General features: G+C 59.8%; 15 protein-coding genes. 2 read left to right on the top strand and 13 right to left on the bottom strand.

Annotation, left to right across the window (positions count from 1 at the left end):
- Positions 1-196: 196 nt before the first annotated feature.
- Entirely contained in the window at positions 197-1,822 is a 1,626-nt protein-coding gene (locus QMK51_RS05720; protein WP_320393389.1) for a glucan biosynthesis protein D, read from the top strand.
- A gap of 206 nt (positions 1,823-2,028) precedes the next feature.
- Here the strand turns inward: QMK51_RS05720 and QMK51_RS05715 are convergent, their stop codons facing one another.
- The 3 genes from QMK51_RS05715 to QMK51_RS05705 form a co-directional block, all read right to left on the bottom strand.
- Positions 2,029-3,135 carry an NADH:flavin oxidoreductase/NADH oxidase gene (locus QMK51_RS05715; RefSeq protein WP_320393388.1) on the bottom strand — a complete coding sequence of 369 codons (1,107 nt, stop codon included), beginning with the start codon at positions 3,133-3,135 and terminating at the stop codon, positions 2,029-2,031.
- Between the two features lie 357 nt (positions 3,136-3,492).
- Complete coding sequence (gene recJ, locus QMK51_RS05710; protein WP_320393387.1) at positions 3,493-5,202, bottom strand: single-stranded-DNA-specific exonuclease RecJ; 1,710 nt, start codon at positions 5,200-5,202, stop codon at positions 3,493-3,495.
- A 66-nt stretch (positions 5,203-5,268) separates the two neighbouring features.
- A complete protein-coding gene (locus QMK51_RS05705; RefSeq protein ID WP_095054212.1) occupies positions 5,269-5,811 on the bottom strand; it encodes a YaeQ family protein in 543 nt (180 codons plus the stop codon).
- A gap of 147 nt (positions 5,812-5,958) precedes the next feature.
- Between QMK51_RS05705 and QMK51_RS05700 the strand changes: the two genes are divergently transcribed.
- Positions 5,959-7,158 carry a CaiB/BaiF CoA transferase family protein gene (locus QMK51_RS05700; RefSeq protein ID WP_258699222.1) on the top strand — a complete coding sequence of 400 codons (1,200 nt, stop codon included), beginning with the start codon at positions 5,959-5,961 and terminating at the stop codon, positions 7,156-7,158.
- A gap of 193 nt (positions 7,159-7,351) precedes the next feature.
- Here the strand turns inward: QMK51_RS05700 and QMK51_RS05695 are convergent, their stop codons facing one another.
- The 10 genes from QMK51_RS05695 to yajC form a co-directional block, all read right to left on the bottom strand.
- Positions 7,352-7,639 carry a DUF3509 domain-containing protein gene (locus QMK51_RS05695; RefSeq protein ID WP_320393386.1) on the bottom strand — a complete coding sequence of 96 codons (288 nt, stop codon included), beginning with the start codon at positions 7,637-7,639 and terminating at the stop codon, positions 7,352-7,354.
- Positions 7,640-7,855: 216 nt separating this feature from the next.
- On the bottom strand, positions 7,856-9,211 hold the full coding sequence (locus QMK51_RS05690; protein WP_258699220.1) for a transporter substrate-binding domain-containing protein: 1,356 nt from the start codon (positions 9,209-9,211) through the stop codon (positions 7,856-7,858).
- A gap of 133 nt (positions 9,212-9,344) precedes the next feature.
- A complete protein-coding gene (thrC, locus tag QMK51_RS05685) occupies positions 9,345-10,754 on the bottom strand; it encodes a threonine synthase (RefSeq protein ID WP_007897604.1) in 1,410 nt (469 codons plus the stop codon).
- Between the two features lie 66 nt (positions 10,755-10,820).
- On the bottom strand, positions 10,821-12,125 hold the full coding sequence (locus tag QMK51_RS05680; RefSeq protein ID WP_258699219.1) for a homoserine dehydrogenase: 1,305 nt from the start codon (positions 12,123-12,125) through the stop codon (positions 10,821-10,823).
- 134 nt (positions 12,126-12,259) lie between these two features.
- Entirely contained in the window at positions 12,260-12,991 is a 732-nt protein-coding gene (locus tag QMK51_RS05675) for a DsbC family protein (protein ID WP_007934018.1), read from the bottom strand.
- A 301-nt stretch (positions 12,992-13,292) separates the two neighbouring features.
- A complete protein-coding gene (gene xerD, locus QMK51_RS05670; RefSeq protein WP_007934017.1) occupies positions 13,293-14,189 on the bottom strand; it encodes a site-specific tyrosine recombinase XerD in 897 nt (298 codons plus the stop codon).
- Positions 14,190-14,430: 241 nt separating this feature from the next.
- Positions 14,431-14,979: a glycine zipper 2TM domain-containing protein gene (locus QMK51_RS05665; protein WP_320393385.1), complete on the bottom strand. Its 549-nt coding sequence runs from the start codon at positions 14,977-14,979 to the stop codon at positions 14,431-14,433.
- Positions 14,980-15,099: 120 nt separating this feature from the next.
- Positions 15,100-16,014: a protein translocase subunit SecF gene (gene secF / locus QMK51_RS05660; protein ID WP_230175196.1), complete on the bottom strand. Its 915-nt coding sequence runs from the start codon at positions 16,012-16,014 to the stop codon at positions 15,100-15,102.
- 9 nt (positions 16,015-16,023) lie between these two features.
- The gene (gene secD / locus QMK51_RS05655; RefSeq protein ID WP_320393384.1) at positions 16,024-17,889 is read right to left on the bottom strand and encodes a protein translocase subunit SecD; all 1,866 of its coding nucleotides are present in this window, start codon (positions 17,887-17,889) and stop codon (positions 16,024-16,026) included.
- Positions 17,890-17,952: 63 nt separating this feature from the next.
- Positions 17,953-18,288 carry a preprotein translocase subunit YajC gene (gene yajC / locus QMK51_RS05650; protein WP_008014002.1) on the bottom strand — a complete coding sequence of 112 codons (336 nt, stop codon included), beginning with the start codon at positions 18,286-18,288 and terminating at the stop codon, positions 17,953-17,955.
- Positions 18,289-18,303 lie beyond the last annotated feature (15 nt).

The following is an 18,303-nucleotide window of genomic DNA, read 5'->3' as shown; positions in this document are numbered from 1 at the left end:
ACGTTACCTGACATGTCTTGTTTCATTGCCGCGCTATCGCGGTGCCATCAGTCATTTTTGCTCTGCGACTGAACGGTTTAAGCTATTTGGCATCTTTCTAAAGTCCGTTGCGTTTGGCCAAGGCATGTCCGAACCGTTATTTCTGATCCAGCACGCGCCAGGAACGGCGCGGGATTGTTCACGACAGGTTGTACTTATGCACCGCAGGAATTTGCTCAAAGCCTCCATGGCCATCGCGGCTTACACCGGTCTTTCAGCCACCGGCCTGTTGGCCACTAACGCCTGGGCCGGCAGCGGCACTGCCGATGGCGATGCTCAGGCGTTCGACTTTGAAGCGCTGAAGAGCCAGGCCAAACAGCTCGCCGGCAAACCTTATCAGGACACCAAACAGGTGCTGCCGCCGACGCTGGCGACCATGACGCCACAGAACTTCAATGCGATCCGCTATGACGGCAATCACTCGCTGTGGAAGGATCTGAAAGGTCAGCTGGACGTGCAGTTTTTCCACGTTGGCATGGGTTTCAAGCAGCCGGTGCGCATGTACAGCGTCGATCCCAAGACTCGGCTGGCGCGCGAGGTGCATTTCCGCCCGTCGCTGTTCAACTATGAAAAAACCACCGTCGACACCCAACAGCTCAAAGGCGACCTGGGGTTCTCCGGGTTCAAGCTGTTCAAGGCCCCGGAGCTGGATCAGCACGACGTGTTGTCGTTCCTCGGCGCCAGCTATTTCCGTGCGGTAGACGCCACCGGCCAGTACGGTTTGTCGGCCCGCGGCCTGGCGATCGACACCTACGCCAAGAAGCGTGAAGAATTCCCGGACTTCACCAAGTTCTGGTTCGAAACACCGGACAAGGACAGCACCCGTTTCGTGGTGTACGCCCTGCTCGATTCGCCGAGCGCCACCGGTGCCTACCGTTTTAACATCGATTGCCAGGCCGAGCGCGTGGTGATGGAAGTCGACGCCCACGTCAATGCCCGCACCGCCATCGAGCAACTGGGTATCGCACCGATGACCAGCATGTTCAGCTGCGGCACCCACGAGCGCCGCATGTGCGACACCATTCACCCGCAAATCCACGACTCCGATCGCCTGGCCATGTGGCGCGGCAACGGCGAGTGGATCTGCCGCCCGTTGAACAACCCGGCCACCCTGCAATTCAACGCCTTCGCCGACACCGACCCGAAAGGCTTTGGTCTGGTGCAGACCGACCATGAATTCGCCAGTTATCAGGACACCGTCGACTGGTACAGCAAGCGCCCGAGCCTGTGGGTAGAACCTACGACCGCATGGGGCGAAGGCTCTATCGATTTGCTGGAAATTCCTACAACCGGTGAAACCCTGGACAACATCGTCGCGTTCTGGACGCCGAAGAAACCGGTCGCGGCCGGTGATTCGCTGAACTACGGCTACAAGCTCTACTGGAGCGCCCTGCCGCCAGTGGGCACGCCGCTGGCACGGGTCAATGCGACCCGTTCGGGCATGGGCGGCTTCGTCGAAGGCTGGGCACCGGGTGAGCATTACCCGCAAGTCTGGGCACGCCGCTTCGCCGTGGACTTCACCGGTGGCGGGCTCGACCGCCTGCCCGAAGGTGCGGGGATCGAGCCGGTGGTGACCTGCTCGAACGGCGAAGTGAAGGACTTCAATGTGTTGGTGCTGGATGACATCAAGGGTTACCGCATTACCTTCGACTGGTTCCCGACCAATGACAGCGTGGCACCGGTGGAGCTGCGGTTGTTCATTCGCACCAATGACCGGACGTTGAGTGAAACCTGGTTGTACCAGTACTTCCCGCCGGCACCGGAGAAGCGTAAGTACACCTGAGAGTTAGTCGGGGTCTGAAATGGCCCCTTCGCGAGCAGGCTCGCTCCCACAGGGGGCTGCGTTGTTTCACAATAATGTGATCGACATCGATTCAATGTGGGAGCGAGCCTGCTCGCGATGAGGCCGGCAAGCCCACAAAATATTCCCGCCAGATAAACGAAAGCCCCGATCAACACGACCGGGGCTTTTTGGTTTTACAGCGGCATTCAATCACGCAAATCCGATTCATGAATCGGCTGGTCACGATGAGTGGCCCGCTGGTATTGCGCCGGCCAGATCGCCTTGTGCCCACCCAGATCGTCATCGGCATGCAGCGGCCAATACGGATCGCGCAACAACTCTCGGGCAAGGAAGATAATGTCGGCCTGACAGGTGCGTAGAATATGCTCGGCCTGGGCCGGCTCGGTGATCATTCCTACGGTGCCGGTGGCAATGCCTGACTCCTTGCGTACCCGCTCGGCAAAACGGGTCTGATAACCGGGGCCTGTAGGAATTTCGGCGTTTACCGCCGTACCGCCCGACGAGACGTCGATCAGGTCCACGCCCAGATCCTTGAGGCGTTGCGCCAGCTCCACGGTTTCATCGGGGTTCCAGCCGTCTTCCACCCAGTCGGTGGCCGATACCCGTACAAACACCGGTAACTCTTCAGGCCATACGGCCCGCACCGCTTCGGTGACTTGCAGCACCAGCCGAATGCGATTCTCGAACGAACCGCCGTACTGATCGCGCCGCTGATTGCTTAGGGGCGAAAGAAATTGATGCAGCAGGTAACCGTGGGCGGCGTGCACTTCGACCACTTTGAAACCGGCGGTCAGCGCTCGTTTGGCCGAATCGACGAAGGCCTGAATGATGTCGGCTATTTCGCCCTCATCGAGCGGCTTCGGTGGTGTGTGCTGGGGGTCGAAAGCGATGGGCGAAGGGCCGACCGGGGTCCAGCCGCCGTCTTCCGGCTTGACGCTGCCATGCTTGCCCAGCCACGGCCGATGCGTGCTGGCCTTGCGCCCGGCGTGGGCCAACTGAATGCCGGCGACAGCACCTTGGGCGGCGATGAAGCGCGTAATACGTTGCAAGGGTTCGATCTGTTGATCATTCCAGAGGCCGAGGTCCTGGGCGGTGATGCGCCCGTCGGCGGTGACTGCCGTGGCTTCGGTGAATACCAGACCGGCGCCGCCGATAGCGCGGCTGCCGAGGTGGACCAGATGCCAGTCATTGGCCAGCCCATCGACGCTGGAGTACTGGCACATCGGTGACACCGCGATGCGGTTAAGCAGGGTCAATTGACGAAGGGTATAGGGTTCAAGCAGCAGACTCATGGGGCACCTCTCGAATCAGTGGGCAGGCTCCAGGGTTCTGTTTGAATAGTCGACGAGTGACAGGAAAAAGGTGCAGCACCCGCCCCCGCGGGCAAAAAATTTGACAAGACGTCACAAGGATAATCAAGCAGTGCTTAGAGCCTAGTCGACATCGAGGGATGAGGGAGGGTTCAAGAAATGAAACACCCAAATTTGAGGTCCGGGCGATACCTGTGGCGAGGGAGCTTGCTCCCGCTCGACTGCGCAGCAGTCGTCAACCATCCGGAGTGTTACAACAGGAAAAAAGCGTTTAAGGGTTTTAGGGCCGCTTCGCAGCCCAGCGGGAGCAAGCTCCCTCGCCACAAAAGCATCGTGCCGTTATCGCGGTTCGATGTGGGCAATCATCAACTGCACCGTCTCGTTGCCACGAAACTCGTTGAGGTCGAGTTTGTAGGCCAATTCGACCCACTTGATGGTCGGATTCGGCCAGATATCCCGGTCGATCCCAAAGGCGATTCCATCCAGCTTCACCGAGCCGCATTCACTCTTCAGCACCACTTTCAGATGCCGCTCGCCAACCACCCGTTGCTCGACCAACTGGAACACCCCGTGAAACAGCGGCTCCGGGAAGTGTTGCCCCCAAGGCCCGGCGTGGCGCAGGGCGCGGGCCAGTTCCAGGTGAAACTCTTCGACCGCCAAAGTGCCGTCCGACAGCAGGCGCCCGGTCAGGTCTTCTTCACGCAATTGCCTACGCACTTCTGCGTCAAAAGCCTCGGCAAACAACGGAAAATTCGCTTCCGGCAACGTCAGGCCGGCCGCCATGGCGTGACCACCATATTTGCTGATCAGGTTTGGATGCTGCGCCGCCACCACGCTCAAGGCATCGCGAATGTGAAACCCCTGAACCGAACGCCCCGAGCCCTTGAGCAGGCCATCGCCGGCGTCGGCAAAGGCAATGGTCGGACGGAAATAGCGCTCTTTCATACGCGACGCGAGGATACCGATGACGCCCTGGTGCCACTCGGGATCGAACAGGCACAAACCGAACGGCATCGATTCCACTGGTAAATCCTTGAGCTGGGCCAGCGCCTCGCGCTGCATGCCCTGTTCGATGGACTTACGGTCCTGGTTCATGCCGTCCAGCTGAGCGGCCATTTCACGGGCAGCGCCCGCGTCTTCGGTGAGCAGGCATTCGATGCCCAGGCTCATATCATCCAGCCTTCCTGCCGCATTCAGACGCGGGCCGAGGATGAAGCCCAGGTCAGTGGAGGTGATACGTGAATAGTCACGCTTGGCCACTTCAAGGATCGCCTTGAGCCCCGGTCGAGCGCGCCCGGCGCGAATCCGCTCCAGGCCCTGATGCACCAGAATCCGGTTGTTGGCATCCAGCGGCACCACGTCGGCGACACTGCCCAGCGCCACCAGGTCCAGCAACTCGCCAATGTTCGGTTGCTGCTTGTTTTCGTACCAACCCAGGCTGCGCAAGCGCGCGCGCAGGGCCATCAACACATAGAAGATCACCCCGACACCGGCCAGGGCTTTGCTCGGGAACATGCAACCCGGCTGGTTCGGATTGACGATGGCATCGGCCAACGGCAGCTCGTCGCCGGGCAAGTGGTGATCGGTGACCAGCACCTTGAGCCCGGCCTTTTTCGCCGCCGCCACGCCTTCGACGCTGGAGATGCCGTTGTCCACGGTGATCAGCAGTTGCGGCTCGCGGGTCAGCGCCACTTCGACGATTTCCGGGGTCAGGCCGTAGCCGTACTCAAACCGGTTCGGCACCAGATAGTCGACATGCGCCGCGCCCAACAGGCGCAACCCCAGCATGCCCACGGTACTGGCCGTCGCACCATCGGCGTCGAAGTCGCCGACGATGAGAATCCGCTGACGCTGTTCCAGGGCCGTCACCAGCAAATCCACCGCTGCATCGATACCTTTGAGCTGCTGATACGGAATCAGCCGCGCTAGGCTCTTGTCCAGTTCAGCCTCGGACTGCACGCCCCGCGCCGCGTAAAGGCGGGTCAACAGCGGTGGAATATCACCGAGGAATGGCAGGGTGTCGGGCAACAGGCGAGGTTCGATGCGCATGGGGTGACAGGTGCTTCTCTTGAATACGTAGGATAAAACCGGGTGACGCGGCTAAGCGGCGAATAATCAGCCGCGTTCGCCGGCCAGCCATTGCAACTGGACTTCGTGCTGACCACGGTCGTCGGTGACGAAAATCGTTCCTTCGCTGATCATCACGTCCCACTTGATAACGCGCGGCATGTCCTTGGCCAGGGTTTCCAGCACTTCCTGGGGCACGGCGGCGATGTTGACGTTTTTCAGGGTCTTGATCGCCGGGATCACTTTGCCTTCCCAGACACGCAGGCTGCCGTAGGCCAGCAGGCTGGTGCGCTCGGTGCGGCGCGAGCACCAGGTCAGGCGATCGGCGTCTGGCTGGCCGACTTCGATCCAGTGCAGGACACGATCATCCAGGCTTTTTTCCCACAGCGCCGGTTCATCGACGTCTGACAGACCGCGACCGAAGGACAACTGCTCGTTGTACCAGAAGGCGTAGGCCAGCAGCCGCACGGTCATACGCTCTTCGGTTTCCGAAGGGTGACGGGCGATGGTCTGCTTCACGCTCTCGTAGACGCTGCGGTCGAGGTCGGTGAGGTTCAGTTCAAACTTGTAGGTCGTGGACGGCTGGGCCATGAACGGGCTTCTTGATACGAGGAAAGGCGGCAAGTCTAACCGATGCAACGGGCAATCAACGAATTGAAGGCGATCAACTTTGGGCGATGGACGTCGGCCTATGTTAAAACTCTGCTCTCGCTCAGCCTTTGTCCTACAGGATTCAGTATGCCGTTCTCCAACAAACCGCTCTCGGGTCTGAAAGTCATCGAATTGGGTACGTTGATTGCCGGGCCGTTTGCCTCGCGTATTTGCGGCGAATTCGGCGCCGAAGTGATCAAGATCGAGTCTCCGGACGGCGGTGATCCGTTGCGAAAATGGCGCAAGTTGTACGAAGGCACCTCGCTGTGGTGGTTCGTTCAGGCGCGCAACAAGAAGTCCCTGACCCTGAACCTGAAACACCCGGACGGCCTGGCGATTCTGAAACAGCTGCTCAGCGAAGCGGACATCCTGATCGAGAATTTTCGCCCCGGGGTGCTGGAAAAGCTCGGCCTGGGCTGGGAAGTTTTGCACGCATTGAATCCGAAACTGGTAATGGTGCGACTCTCGGGCTTCGGCCAGACCGGCCCCATGAAAGATCAGCCAGGCTTCGGGGCTGTCGGTGAGTCCATGGGCGGCCTGCGCTACATCACAGGGTTCGAGGACCGGCCGCCGGTGCGCACCGGGATTTCCATCGGCGATTCGATTGCCGCGCTCTGGGGCGTGATCGGCGCGCTGATGGCCTTGCGTCATCGCGAGGTCAACGGCGGCTTGGGCCAAGTGGTGGACGTGGCGCTGTACGAAGCGATCTTCGCCATGATGGAAAGCATGGTCCCGGAGTTCGACGTGTTCGGCTTCATCCGCGAACGCACCGGCAACATCATGCCGGGCATCACGCCCTCCTCCATTCACACCAGTGCCGATGGCAAACACGTACAGATCGGCGCCAACGGCGATGCGATCTTCAAGCGGTTCATGCTGATCATCGGGCGCGAAGACCTGGCCAACGACCCTGTGCTGGCCAGCAACGACGGGCGCGATAGCCGTCGCGACGAGATTTACGGGGTGATCGATCGCTGGGTCAACTCACTGCCACTGGACGCGGTGATCGCGCAACTGAACCAGGCTGACGTGCCCGCCAGCCGGATCTTCAGCGCCGAAGACATGTTCAGCGATCCGCAGTACCTGGCCCGGGAAATGTTCCTGCAAGCCAAGCTGCCCGACGGCAAGGACTTCAAGATGCCCGGCATAGTGCCAAAACTCTCTGAAACACCCGGCAGCTCCGAATGGGTCGGGCCGCAGTTGGGTGAACACAATACGCAGGTCCTTCACGATCTTGGCTACGACCCGGCACAGATCGCACGGCTGCGAGAAGTCGGGGCCATCTAAGCTGAAGCGGGCCACGCAGTGACAAATCGCAGGCAAAAAGAAACCCCGAGAAGTGGGGAGACGACTCGGGGTTAAACGTGGCCTCTATTAAAGACCAGTAGCAGCAAGCTACAAGCACCGGAGCACAATGCTTGATCCTGCTGTTACATGGTCTGACTGACCTTGGCGCAGGAAGGTTCCCACAAAAAACAATTCAATTTCGGCTGGCCAGGATCTTGTCCTGAGCAGCATTGCGCAATGCCGCGATGACACAGGGCTCCAGACGTCCTTCAGCGATCAGTACGTCGCGGTGCAGCCCGTCGACGACATCCGTCAGCAGACGTTTATCGGTTAACTGGGCCTCATTGAACAGCCGTTCGACCACAATAGCGCCGCTCGCGCCCTTCAGTGTCACCAAGCATTCGCCCTGGGCGCCCGCTGGGGTCAACGTGACCTGATACGGGCTCAGAGCCTCACCGAGCAATAGACTGATACTTTCCATCTCGATCACCACTCAATAGTCCTAAAACAAAGTGCCGGGGCGTGTCCACAGTCAATGACCACCGGCCCGAGAAGAAAGTTCTGAATTCCAACGGCAGGCGCACCGACGCCTCTGGTGGATAAAGCATGCACGGTAAAGATGACAACAAAAAAACAGCCGCTTCACGCTTAGGCGCCGCTCCCACAGGTTCTGCGCCTTAACTGACTGGCATTACCCTCATGTCTGCCTTATACGCTTGGCCAGATCGATCCATCCGCCCAGCAGTCCACGCAATTGACCGTCCGCACCGTAAAACGGCACCGTCCATTGGTAGATGTCCCTGACGCCGTCGTTGAACATCAACTGACGTTCACTGAAGCGGGTCTTGCGAGTACCGAGCTGAGCCATGAACTCGGCATGGAGCAGCTCGGCGGTCTCTTTGGGCAAGACATCGAGCTCGATCAGTTGTCGACCCTGTACCTGATCGAAACGGGTCGACAAACCCTCCTCGTAACTGTTGTTGCACATGATCAAACGCCCTTCCAGGTCACGCACGAACATTGGATCGGGCATGGCGTCTATCAAGGCGTGCTGGAAGGCGAGCTGGTCATTGAGGTCTTTTTCGGCGTCCCGACGTTGCTGGATCAACACCGTGAGTCGCCGGTTCCACAGCAGGGATAACAGCACAAAAACACTGGCGGCAAAGACGCCCCAGCAGCACCACTCGGTTATTCGCTGCCAGGTCGAGGGCGTCTGTACAGGAACAATGCCATCGAGCCACTTCAGGCGGATGGCGCGTAACTGCGCAGGCGGAAACGCTTCGAGCGCCTTGTTGAGGATGCTCAACAATTGCGGCTGTCCTTTGCGTACCGCCAGATGATCGGCCTCCCATTTACCGTCCACCGTGTGGCCCACCTTGAGCAGCCCGGACGGATAGAGCTGCGCCCCGGTTTCGTTCTCGATGGTGGCGTAGGCTTCGCCACTTTCGACCAGCGCCCTGGCTTCGGCGTAGGTCTTGACCGAGCGCAGATCGATGGCCGGATAGTCGCGACGAATAGTGGCTTCCAGTGCGTGCCGGGCCGGCAGCACCAGTACCCGTTTCGACAGCTGCGTCATGGACTGCACCGAGGGCGCTCCCGCTCGCCCGACGAACACCCAGCCCGCACCACCGAACGCATGACTGAATTCCAGAAAGGCCTTGCGCTCTTCACTCATTGCCAGCGTGGTGCTCATGTCCGCCGCGCCACTTTCCAGCCGCTCCAGCAACTGTTCGGTGGAAAACGTCTCTTCATGGACAAACCGCAGCCCCGTCATGGCGCTGATTCGGTCGAGCACATCGTTGTTCAAGCCGCTCCAGTGACCGTGCTCATCCTTGAACAGGTACAGCGGGTACTGCGTCGACGCGACGATGACCGTCGGATGCTCGACAATCCATTGCCGCTCCTGAGCATCCAGCCCGATCGCGGTGCCGACAACTGACTCCCGGGGTTCATAAGCCGCCAATTGCGCCGCCAGCCCCCATTGAGCCGCGCTCATGGCACCGACCAAAAACATCCAGCACACAGCTGGTTTAAACCCTCTAAAAAACAGCATTGCCACTTCCTTGGTGATCGCCTCGCCCGTCCTTCATGGGCGGCTCTTCATTTACGAAACCCGGCAAGTGTGGCATGCAGAAACAAGAAAGCCCGTCAGGAGACGGGCTTCAAAATGTGACAGCTTTTGCCGGTTACAGCGGCTTGCCGCGGTTGCCATGCTGACTGACAAAGGCCTGCACGGCTTTCAGGTCGTTCGGCAATACCGTGCAACGTTCATCTCGCTCAAACAAATCAGAAAGATGTGCAGGTAGTTCGAGCGCTTTTCCTACACCGGCTTTCTCCACTGCATCCGGGAATTTGACCGGATGAGCCGTGCCCAGGATCACCATCGGGATATCCAGGCTGCGACGGCATTCGCGCGCGGCCTTCACACCGATGGCGGTGTGCGGGTCCAGCAACTCGCCGGTTTGCTCGAATACTTCGGCAATGGTTTCGCAGGTTTGGGCGTCATCCACGGCCAGGGAGTCGAACAGCTTGCGCGCCTCGGTCCAGCGTTCCTGTTCGACGCTGAAACCACCGCCCTGCTTGAAGGTGTCCATCAAACCGGCAATCGCCGCGCCGTTGCGACCGTGCAGGTCGAACAGCAGGCGTTCGAAGTTCGACGACACCATGATGTCCATCGACGGCGACAGCGTGGCGTGCAGGGTTTCCTTGACGTACTGATTGCCGCTCATGAAGCGGTGCAGGATGTCGTTGCGGTTGGTGGCGACGATCAACTGGTTGATCGGCAAGCCCATGTTGCGCGCCAGGTACCCGGCGAAGATATCGCCGAAGTTGCCGGTCGGCACCGAGAACGACACCGAACGCGCCGGGCCGCCCAGTTGCAGGGCTGCGTGGAAGTAATAAACGATCTGGGCCATGATCCGCGCCCAGTTGATCGAGTTCACCGCTACCAGGCGTGTGCCCTTGAGGAAACTCTGGTCGGCGAAGCTCGCCTTGACCATTTCCTGGCAGTCATCGAAGTTGCCTTCGATGGCGATGTTGTGGATGTTCTCGCCGAAGATGGTGGTCATCTGGCGACGCTGCACTTCGGACACACGATTGTGCGGGTGCAGGATGAAGATGTCGACGTTTTCGCAGTGCTTGCAGCCTTCGATGGCCGCCGAACCGGTGTCGCCGGAAGTAGCGCCGACGATCACCACGCGCTCGCCGCGCTTTTCCAGCACGTAGTCGAGCAGACGACCCAGCAGTTGCAGGGCGAAGTCCTTGAACGCCAGGGTCGGGCCGTGGAACAGCTCCAGCACCCATTCGTTGCCGTTCAGCTGACGCAGCGGTGCCACGGCGTTGTGGGAAAACACGCCGTACGTTTCTTCAAGAATCTTTTTGAAATCGGCATCCGGGATGCTGCCGGTGACGAACGGGCGCATCACCCGGAAGGCGAGCTCGTGATACGGCAGGCCGGCCCAGGAAGCGATCTCTTCCTGGGTGAAACGTGGCAGGTTTTCCGGGACGTACAGACCGCCGTCGGTGGCTAGACCGGCCAGCAGGACGTCTTCGAAATTCAGGGCCGGTGCCTGGCCGCGGGTACTGATATAACGCATGACTGGCTCCAATAGACAGTGTTCGCAAACCCGGGCCCGCACGCGGGCCCGGTGAACGATAACGGCTTAGTTCAGGTGCTCGACGCGGATCCGTACGACCGGGCCGACCACGCCCGTCAGGGCTTCCAGGGCAGCGATCGCATCGTTGATGTGCTGTTCCAGCACGCGGTGGGTCAGCAGGATCATCGGCACCAGGCCGTCGTGTTCCTCGACTTCCTTCTGCATGATCGATTCGATGTTGATGCCGCGCTCCGACAGGATGCTCGCCACCTGGGCCAGCACGCCAGGATGGTCCTTGGCCTGAATGCGCAGGTAGTAAGCGCTTTCGCAGGCTTCGATTGGCAGGATCGGGTGGGCCGACAGCGAATCTGGCTGGAAGGCCAGGTGCGGTACGCGGTTTTCCGGGTCGGAGGTCATGGCACGCACCACGTCCACCAGGTCGGCGATCACCGACGAAGCGGTCGGCTCCATGCCGGCGCCAGCGCCGTAGAACAGGGTCGAGCCGGCGGCGTCACCGTTGACCATCACGGCGTTCATCACACCATTGACGTTGGCGATCAGGCGGTCGGCCGGGATCAGCGTCGGGTGCACGCGCAGTTCGATACCGGCCGCGGTGCTGCGCGCCACGCCCAGGTGCTTGATGCGATAGCCCAGCGCTTCGGCGTAGTTCACGTCCGCGGTGGTCAGCTTGGTGATGCCTTCGGTGTAGGCCTTGTCGAATTGCAGCGGGATACCGAACGCGATGGACGCCAGGATCGTCAGCTTGTGGGCCGCATCGATACCTTCCACGTCGAACGTCGGGTCGGCTTCGGCATAACCCAGGGCTTGCGCCTCGGCCAGCACGTCTTCGAAGGTCCGGCCTTTTTCACGCATTTCGGTAAGGATGAAGTTACCGGTGCCGTTAATGATGCCGGCCACCCAGTTGATGCGGTTGGCGGACAGGCCTTCACGGATCGCCTTGATCACCGGAATACCGCCGGCCACGGCCGCTTCGAACGCAACGATCACGCCCTTCTCGCGAGCCTTGGCGAAAATTTCATTACCGTGAACGGCAATCAGTGCCTTGTTCGCGGTGACCACATGCTTGCCATTCTCGATGGCCTTGAGTACCAGCTCGCGGGCAACGGTGTAGCCGCCCATCAGCTCTATAACGATGTCGATCTCAGGGTTCGTGGCCACTTCGAAGACATCGTTGGTAATCGCAATACCGGTCGTTTGGAACTGAGGCTTTGGCGTGCGCATGGCAATTTGTGCCACTTCGATTCCACGCCCGGCACGACGAGCAATTTCCTCGGCGTTGCGCTGAAGTACGTTGAAGGTACCGCCACCGACGGTCCCTAACCCACAGATGCCTACTTTGACCGGTTTCACTGTGAACTCCCCATAAAACGGCCGACTCAAGGCCGGCCGTGAAAACAGCCGCAGGTTCGCGGCTCTCTATTGATGGCCCGGCAAATGCTGCCGCCGGACCACGATCGTCAATGGCTGACCGTGACGATGCGAATTTACTTCGCGCCCAGTGCCAGTTTGGCGACTTGTGGCGCAGGCTGGTAGCCCGGAATGACCTGACCGTCAGCCAAAACGATGGCCGGTGTACCGTTCACGCCAATCGACTGACCGAGGGCGAACTGCTTGGAAACCGGGTTATCGCACTTGGCGGCCTTGATTTCCTTGCCGTCGACCATTTTGTCCATGGCCGCCTTCTTGTCCTTGGAGCACCAGACGGCTTGCAGTTGTTCGTCACCCGGCGAACCCAGGCCCTGGCGCGGGAACGCCACATAACGTACTTCGATGCCGCGCTTGTTCAGCTCAGGCACTTCGGCGTGCAGCTTGTGGCAATACGGGCAGGTGGTGTCGGTGAAGACAGTGATGTGCGACTTGGTTTCGCCGATGGCCGGGTAGACCACGGTTTCAGCCACTGGAATGTCATTGATCAGCTTGGCAATGCCCAGGCGTTCGGTCTTCTCGGTCAGGTTGACCGGCTTGCCGTCCTTGAGCTGGAACAGATAGCCCTGAACCACGTATTGGCCGTCCGCGCTGGCGTAGAGCACGCGGCTGCCCTTGAGTTTGACTTCGTACAGGCCTGGCAGCGGGCTGGCGGTGATGGTTTCGACCGGCACGTCGAGCTGGAGGTTCTCCAGGCTTTTACGAATGGCTTTATCAGCCGCATCATCGGCGACGGCAAAGGTGCTGACCAACGCAATGGCGGCGGCGGCGAAAATCTGGGTCAGACGCATGAGAACTCCTGAAGGCGGACAAATGGAACGATCAGAACGTCCGTGCCGAAACACCGGGTCATAACCGCCCATCGTACAAACCCGCAAAGCCTACCACATAAGGCCCGTGTGGCCGACTCCCGGTGACGTGAGACACGCATGCCTGACTGACATCCATTATTGTGGCGAGGGAGCTTGCTCCCGCTCGGCTGCGTAGCAGTCGCAAATAGGCCAGTCGGGCTTTCCTGAATAAATGCAGCGCCTGGTTTTGGGGTTGCTGCGCAACCCAGCGGGAGCAAGCTCCCTCGCCACAGGATTTGCGCTAGCCTCTGGGGTGATGCTTGGCGTGCAGGTCCTGCAACCGCGCGCGGGCGACGTGAGTATAGATCTGGGTGGTGGAGAGATCGCTGTGGCCGAGCAACATTTGCACCACCCGAAGGTCGGCGCCGTGGTTGAGCAGGTGCGTGGCGAAGGCATGGCGCAAAGTATGCGGCGACAGCGACTTGCCGATCCCGGCGACTTTGGCCTGGTGCTTGATGCGATGCCAGAAGGTCTGGCGGGTCATCTGTTCGCCGCGCTGGCTGGGGAACAGCACATCGCTGGGACGCCCGCCCAGCAGCTCGCCACGGGCATCGCGCATGTAGCGCTCGACCCAGACAATCGCCTCCTCCCCCATCGGCACCAGCCGCTCCTTACTGCCTTTGCCCATCACCCGCAGCACGCCTTGGCGCAAGTTGACCTGTTCCAGCGTCAGGCTGATCAGCTCCGTCACCCGCAAGCCACACGCGTAAAGCACTTCAAGCATGGCGCGATCACGCTGACCGATGGCTTCGCTCAGGTCTGGCGCGGCCAGCAGCGCTTCCACATCGGCTTCCGACAAGGATTTAGGCAACGGCCTACCCAGTTGCGGCATATCGACGCGCAGGGTCGGATCCACGGCAATCAGCTTTTCCCGCAGCAAATAGCGATAGAAACCACGCACACCTGAGAGAAATCGCGCAGTAGAACGGGGTTTGTAGTTTTGCTCCAGGCGCCAGGCCAGGTGATCGAGGATCAATTCACGGCCGGCGTTGATCAGCTCCAGGCCCTTCTCCTGCAACCAGCCGTTGAACAAAGCCAGGTCGCTGCGATAGGCATCGCGGGTGTTATCGGAAAGGCCTTTCTCCAGCCACAGGGCGTCTAGGAACTGGTCTATCAAGGGATGATCGATGGCAGGCATGGGGGCTCAAGACAGGCAGGCAAAAGGCCGCGAAAATGAAGAGTGACGCTAGTCTTTCATAGCACGTGGGTGGTGACACCTAAAATTCAGGCACAAAAAAAGCATCCCCTGCGGGTAATGCCTGTCAATTAAACGCAATCCATGTGGGAGCGGGCTTGCTCGCTCCCACAGGTTTCGCACATTAACTGACTGGCATTATCCCCTTGCGGGACGCTTCTTTTTGCGTGAGACGCTCAGCTCATTACCGGGCCGGTTCGTTCTGCCCCAGGATCAGCTTGCCGTCCTCGTCGACCGGAATCTGGTTGCCCGGATCGCGATCCATCCGCACTTTGCCTTCCTTGCCGTCCAGCGAATAACGAACGTCGTAGCCTACAACCTTGTCGCTGATGTCATTGACCGTGTTGCAGCGAGTCTGAGTCGTGGTGTAGGTATCACGCTCCTGCATGCCTTCCTGCACCTTGTTACCCGCATAACCGCCGCCGACCGCACCGGCCACTGTGGCGATTTTCTTGCCTGTGCCGCCGCCGATCTGGTTGCCCAACAGGCCACCAGCCAGCGCACCGACCACCGTACCGGCGATCTGGTGTTGATCTTTCACCGGCGCTTGCCGGGTTACTGCAACGTCCTTGCACACTTCACGTGGAGTCTTGATTTGTGTCTTGACCGGTTCAACGGCCAGCACTTGTGCATACTCAGGGCCGCTTTTAACCAGTTTGTAGGTGGCAACAGCACCACCGGCAGTCACACCGACAGCACCCAATACCGCACCAACCAGCAACGACTTGTTCACATGAACCTCCTGGCTATCACAGGCGGGACAAACCCGCGCTTCTCCCAGCCTTGGAGCATAAAAAAAGGCGCGAGTTCAACACTCGCGCCTTCTCGGCTTTCAGCAGAAAAACGATAACCGTTATGGACGATCGTCGACTTCCTTCTCGCTCGTCGCCACAGGAATCAGGTCCTCGCTGTTCAGGTTCAGCCAGATCAGCACCACGTTCGCGATGTAGATCGACGAGTAAGTACCCGCCAGAACACCGATGAACAGGGCAATGGAGAAGCCGAACAGGTTGTCGCCACCGAAGAACAACAGGGCCGCGATCGCCAGCAAAGTGGAGATCGACGTCGCCATGGTCCGCAGCAGGGTTTGCGTGGTCGAGATGTTGATGTTCTCGATCAGGCTGGCCTTGCGCAGCACCCGGAAGTTTTCACGAACCCGGTCGAATACCACGATGGTGTCGTTGAGCGAGTAACCGATGATCGCCAGCACCGCCGCCAGCACCGTCAGGTCGAAGGTGATCTGGAAGAACGACAGGATACCGACAGTCACGATCACGTCGTGGATCAACGAAACGATCGCGCCGACCGCAAACTTCCACTGAAAGCGGAACGCCAGGTAGATCAGGATGCCGCCCAGCGCCATCAGCATGCCGAGGCCGCCCTGGTCGCGCAGCTCTTCACCGACCTGCGGGCCGACGAACTCGACACGCTTGACCTGAGCCGGGTTGTCGCCGCCGACTTTTTGCAGCGCTTCAGCCACCTGATGACCCAGTTGCGGGTCTTCGCCAGGCATGCGCACCAGCAGATCGGTGGTTGCACCGAAGTTCTGCACGATGGCTTCGTGATAACCGGCCGTAACCAGTTGTTCGCGCACCTTGGTGACATCGGCCGGACGCTCGTAGGTCAGCTCGATGAGCGTACCGCCGGTGAAGTCCAGGCCCCAGTTCATGCCCTTATGAAAGACACTGAACATTGCCAGCGCGGTAAGGAACAATGTGACGCCGAACGCAAAGTTGCGAACGCCCATGAAGTTGATTGTACGTAACATGGCAGCCCCTTAAATCCACAACTTCTTGAAGTCACGACCGCCGAAGATCAGGTTGACCATCGCGCGGGTCACCATGATGGCCGTGAACATCGAGGTAAAGATCCCGAGGGACATGGTCACGGCGAAACCCTTGACCGGGCCGGTGCCCATGGCAAAGAGAATCCCGCCCACCAACAAGGTTGTCAGGTTGGCGTCGAGAATCGCGGTGAATGCCCGGCCGAAGCCTTCGTTGATTGCCCGTTGTACGGTCATGCCAGCCGCGATCTCTTCACGTATCCGCGAGAAGATCAGCACGTTGGCGTCGACCGCCATCCCCATGGTCAACACGATACCGGCGATACCCGGCAGGGTCAGCGTTGCACCCAGCAGCGACATCAAGGCCAGCAGCATCACCATGTTCACCGACAGCGCGACGGTGGCGATGAGGCCGAAGAAGCGGTAGATGGCCATGATGAACAGCGAGACAAACAGCATGCCCCACAACGATGCATCGATACCTTTGGTGATGTTGTCGGCACCCAGGCTTGGGCCGATGGTGCGCTCTTCGGCGAAGTACATCGGTGCCGCCAGACCACCGGCACGCAGCAGCAGCGCCAGTTCGGACGATTCGCCCTGACCGTTCAGGCCAGTGATGCGGAACTGGGCACCCAGCGGCGACTGGATGGTCGCCAGGCTGATGATCTTCTTCTCTTCTTTAAACGTCTGAACCGGCACTTCTTTCTCGACGCCGTTGACCACTTGCTTGGTGTAAGTGGTCACCGGACGCTGTTCGATGAAGATCACTGCCATGCTGCGACCGACGTTGCTGCGGGTCGCACGACTCATCAGCTCGCCACCGTGGCCATCCAGACGGATGTTCACTTCTGGCGTGCCGTGCTCGCCGAAGCCGGCCTTGGCGTCAGTCACCTGGTCACCAGTGATGATCAGGCCACGCTCGATCAACGCCGGAGGACGCTTGCCTTCACGGAACTCGAATTCCTCGGAAGTGGCTTTCGAAGCGCCAGGCTCGGCCGCCAGACGGAACTCCAGGTTGGCCGTCTTGCCGAGGATACGCTTGGCTTCTGCAGTGTCTTGCACGCCCGGCAGCTCAACCACGATGCGGTTGGCGCCTTGACGCTGAACGATAGGTTCGGCAACACCCAGCTCGTTGACGCGGTTACGTACCGTGGTCAAGTTCTGCTTGATGGAGTATTCGCGGATTTCCGCCAGCTTGGCCGGGGTCATCGCCAGACGCAGTACCGGGCCATTGAGGTCGGCCGGAACAATGTCGAAATCGTTGAAGTTCTTGCGGATCAGCGCACGGGCCTGTTCGCGGGTTTCTTCATCAGTGAAGCCCAGCTGAATGGCACCGCCCAGTTGCGGCAGGCTGCGATAGCGCAGTTTCTCTTTACGCAACAGGCTCTTGACGTCGCCTTCGTAGACTTTCAGGCGTGCGTCGAGGGCTTTGTCCATGTCCACTTCCAGCAGGAAGTGCACACCACCGGACAAGTCCAGACCCAGCTTCATCGGGTGCGCGCCCAGGCTGCGCAGCCATTGCGGGGTGGTTTGCGCCAGGTTCAGTGCAACGACGTAGTCATCACCCAATGCCTTGCGCACGACGTCTTTGGCCGGCAGCTGGTCTTCAGCCTTGGTCAGACGGATCAGACCGCCCTTGCCGTTTGCCGCCAGCGTGGCCGCCTTGACGTTGATCCCGGATTCCTTGAGCGCGGTGCTCACACGGTCCAGATCAGCCTGATTGACTTGCAGCGCAGTGCTTGCACCGCTGACCTGAATGGCCGGGTCATCAGGATATAGATTGGGAGCGGAATAAATCAGACCGACCGCCAGCACCGCCAGGATCAGAATGTATTTCCACAGAGGGTATTTGTTCAGCATCACGCCGCCCGCTTATGACGCGGGGCGCCTTGCGCGCCCCGTCGATTGAGTAGAAGTTGAAACTTAGATCGCTTTGAGCGTGCCTTTTGGCAGCGTGGCGGCGATGGCGCCTTTCTGGAACTTCATTTCAACGGTGTCGGAAACTTCCAGAACCACGAAGTCGTCGGACACTTTGGTGATCTTGCCGGCGATACCACCGGTGGTCACAACTTCGTCACCTTTTTGCAGGCTGCCCAGCAGGTTCTTCTGTTCTTTGGCGCGCTTGGCCTGTGGACGCCAGATCATCAGGTAGAAGATGACCAGGAAGCCGACCAGGAAAATCCACTCAAAGCCGCCGCCCATTGGGCCTGCCGCAGGTGCAGCAGCATCAGCCATGGCATTAGAGATAAAAAAGCTCATTTAGCACTCCAGTTG

The sequence above is a fragment of the Pseudomonas sp. P9_31 genome (assembly GCF_034008235.1).
Taxonomy (GTDB): domain Bacteria; phylum Pseudomonadota; class Gammaproteobacteria; order Pseudomonadales; family Pseudomonadaceae; genus Aquipseudomonas.
Note: the sequence above shows the minus strand (reverse complement) of the source record. Positions and strands in the feature narration are given on the sequence as shown.

Excerpts from the sequence above, each read along its gene's own strand:
- QMK51_RS05720 (WP_320393389.1), top strand. The coding sequence starts at position 197 with ATGCACCGCAGGAATTTGCTCAAAGCCTCCATGGCCATCGCGGCTTAC.
- QMK51_RS05715 (WP_320393388.1), bottom strand. The coding sequence starts at position 3,135 with ATGAGTCTGCTGCTTGAACCCTATACCCTTCGTCAATTGACCCTGCTT.
- recJ (WP_320393387.1), bottom strand. The coding sequence starts at position 5,202 with ATGCGCATCGAACCTCGCCTGTTGCCCGACACCCTGCCATTCCTCGGT.
- QMK51_RS05705 (WP_095054212.1), bottom strand. The coding sequence starts at position 5,811 with ATGGCCCAGCCGTCCACGACCTACAAGTTTGAACTGAACCTCACCGAC.
- QMK51_RS05700 (WP_258699222.1), top strand. The coding sequence starts at position 5,959 with ATGCCGTTCTCCAACAAACCGCTCTCGGGTCTGAAAGTCATCGAATTG.
- QMK51_RS05695 (WP_320393386.1), bottom strand. The coding sequence starts at position 7,639 with ATGGAAAGTATCAGTCTATTGCTCGGTGAGGCTCTGAGCCCGTATCAG.
- QMK51_RS05690 (WP_258699220.1), bottom strand. The coding sequence starts at position 9,211 with ATGCTGTTTTTTAGAGGGTTTAAACCAGCTGTGTGCTGGATGTTTTTG.
- thrC (WP_007897604.1), bottom strand. The coding sequence starts at position 10,754 with ATGCGTTATATCAGTACCCGCGGCCAGGCACCGGCCCTGAATTTCGAA.
- QMK51_RS05675 (WP_007934018.1), bottom strand. The coding sequence starts at position 12,991 with ATGCGTCTGACCCAGATTTTCGCCGCCGCCGCCATTGCGTTGGTCAGC.
- xerD (WP_007934017.1), bottom strand. The coding sequence starts at position 14,189 with ATGCCTGCCATCGATCATCCCTTGATAGACCAGTTCCTAGACGCCCTG.
- secF (WP_230175196.1), bottom strand. The coding sequence starts at position 16,014 with ATGTTACGTACAATCAACTTCATGGGCGTTCGCAACTTTGCGTTCGGC.
- secD (WP_320393384.1), bottom strand. The coding sequence starts at position 17,889 with ATGCTGAACAAATACCCTCTGTGGAAATACATTCTGATCCTGGCGGTG.
- yajC (WP_008014002.1), bottom strand. The coding sequence starts at position 18,288 with ATGAGCTTTTTTATCTCTAATGCCATGGCTGATGCTGCTGCACCTGCG.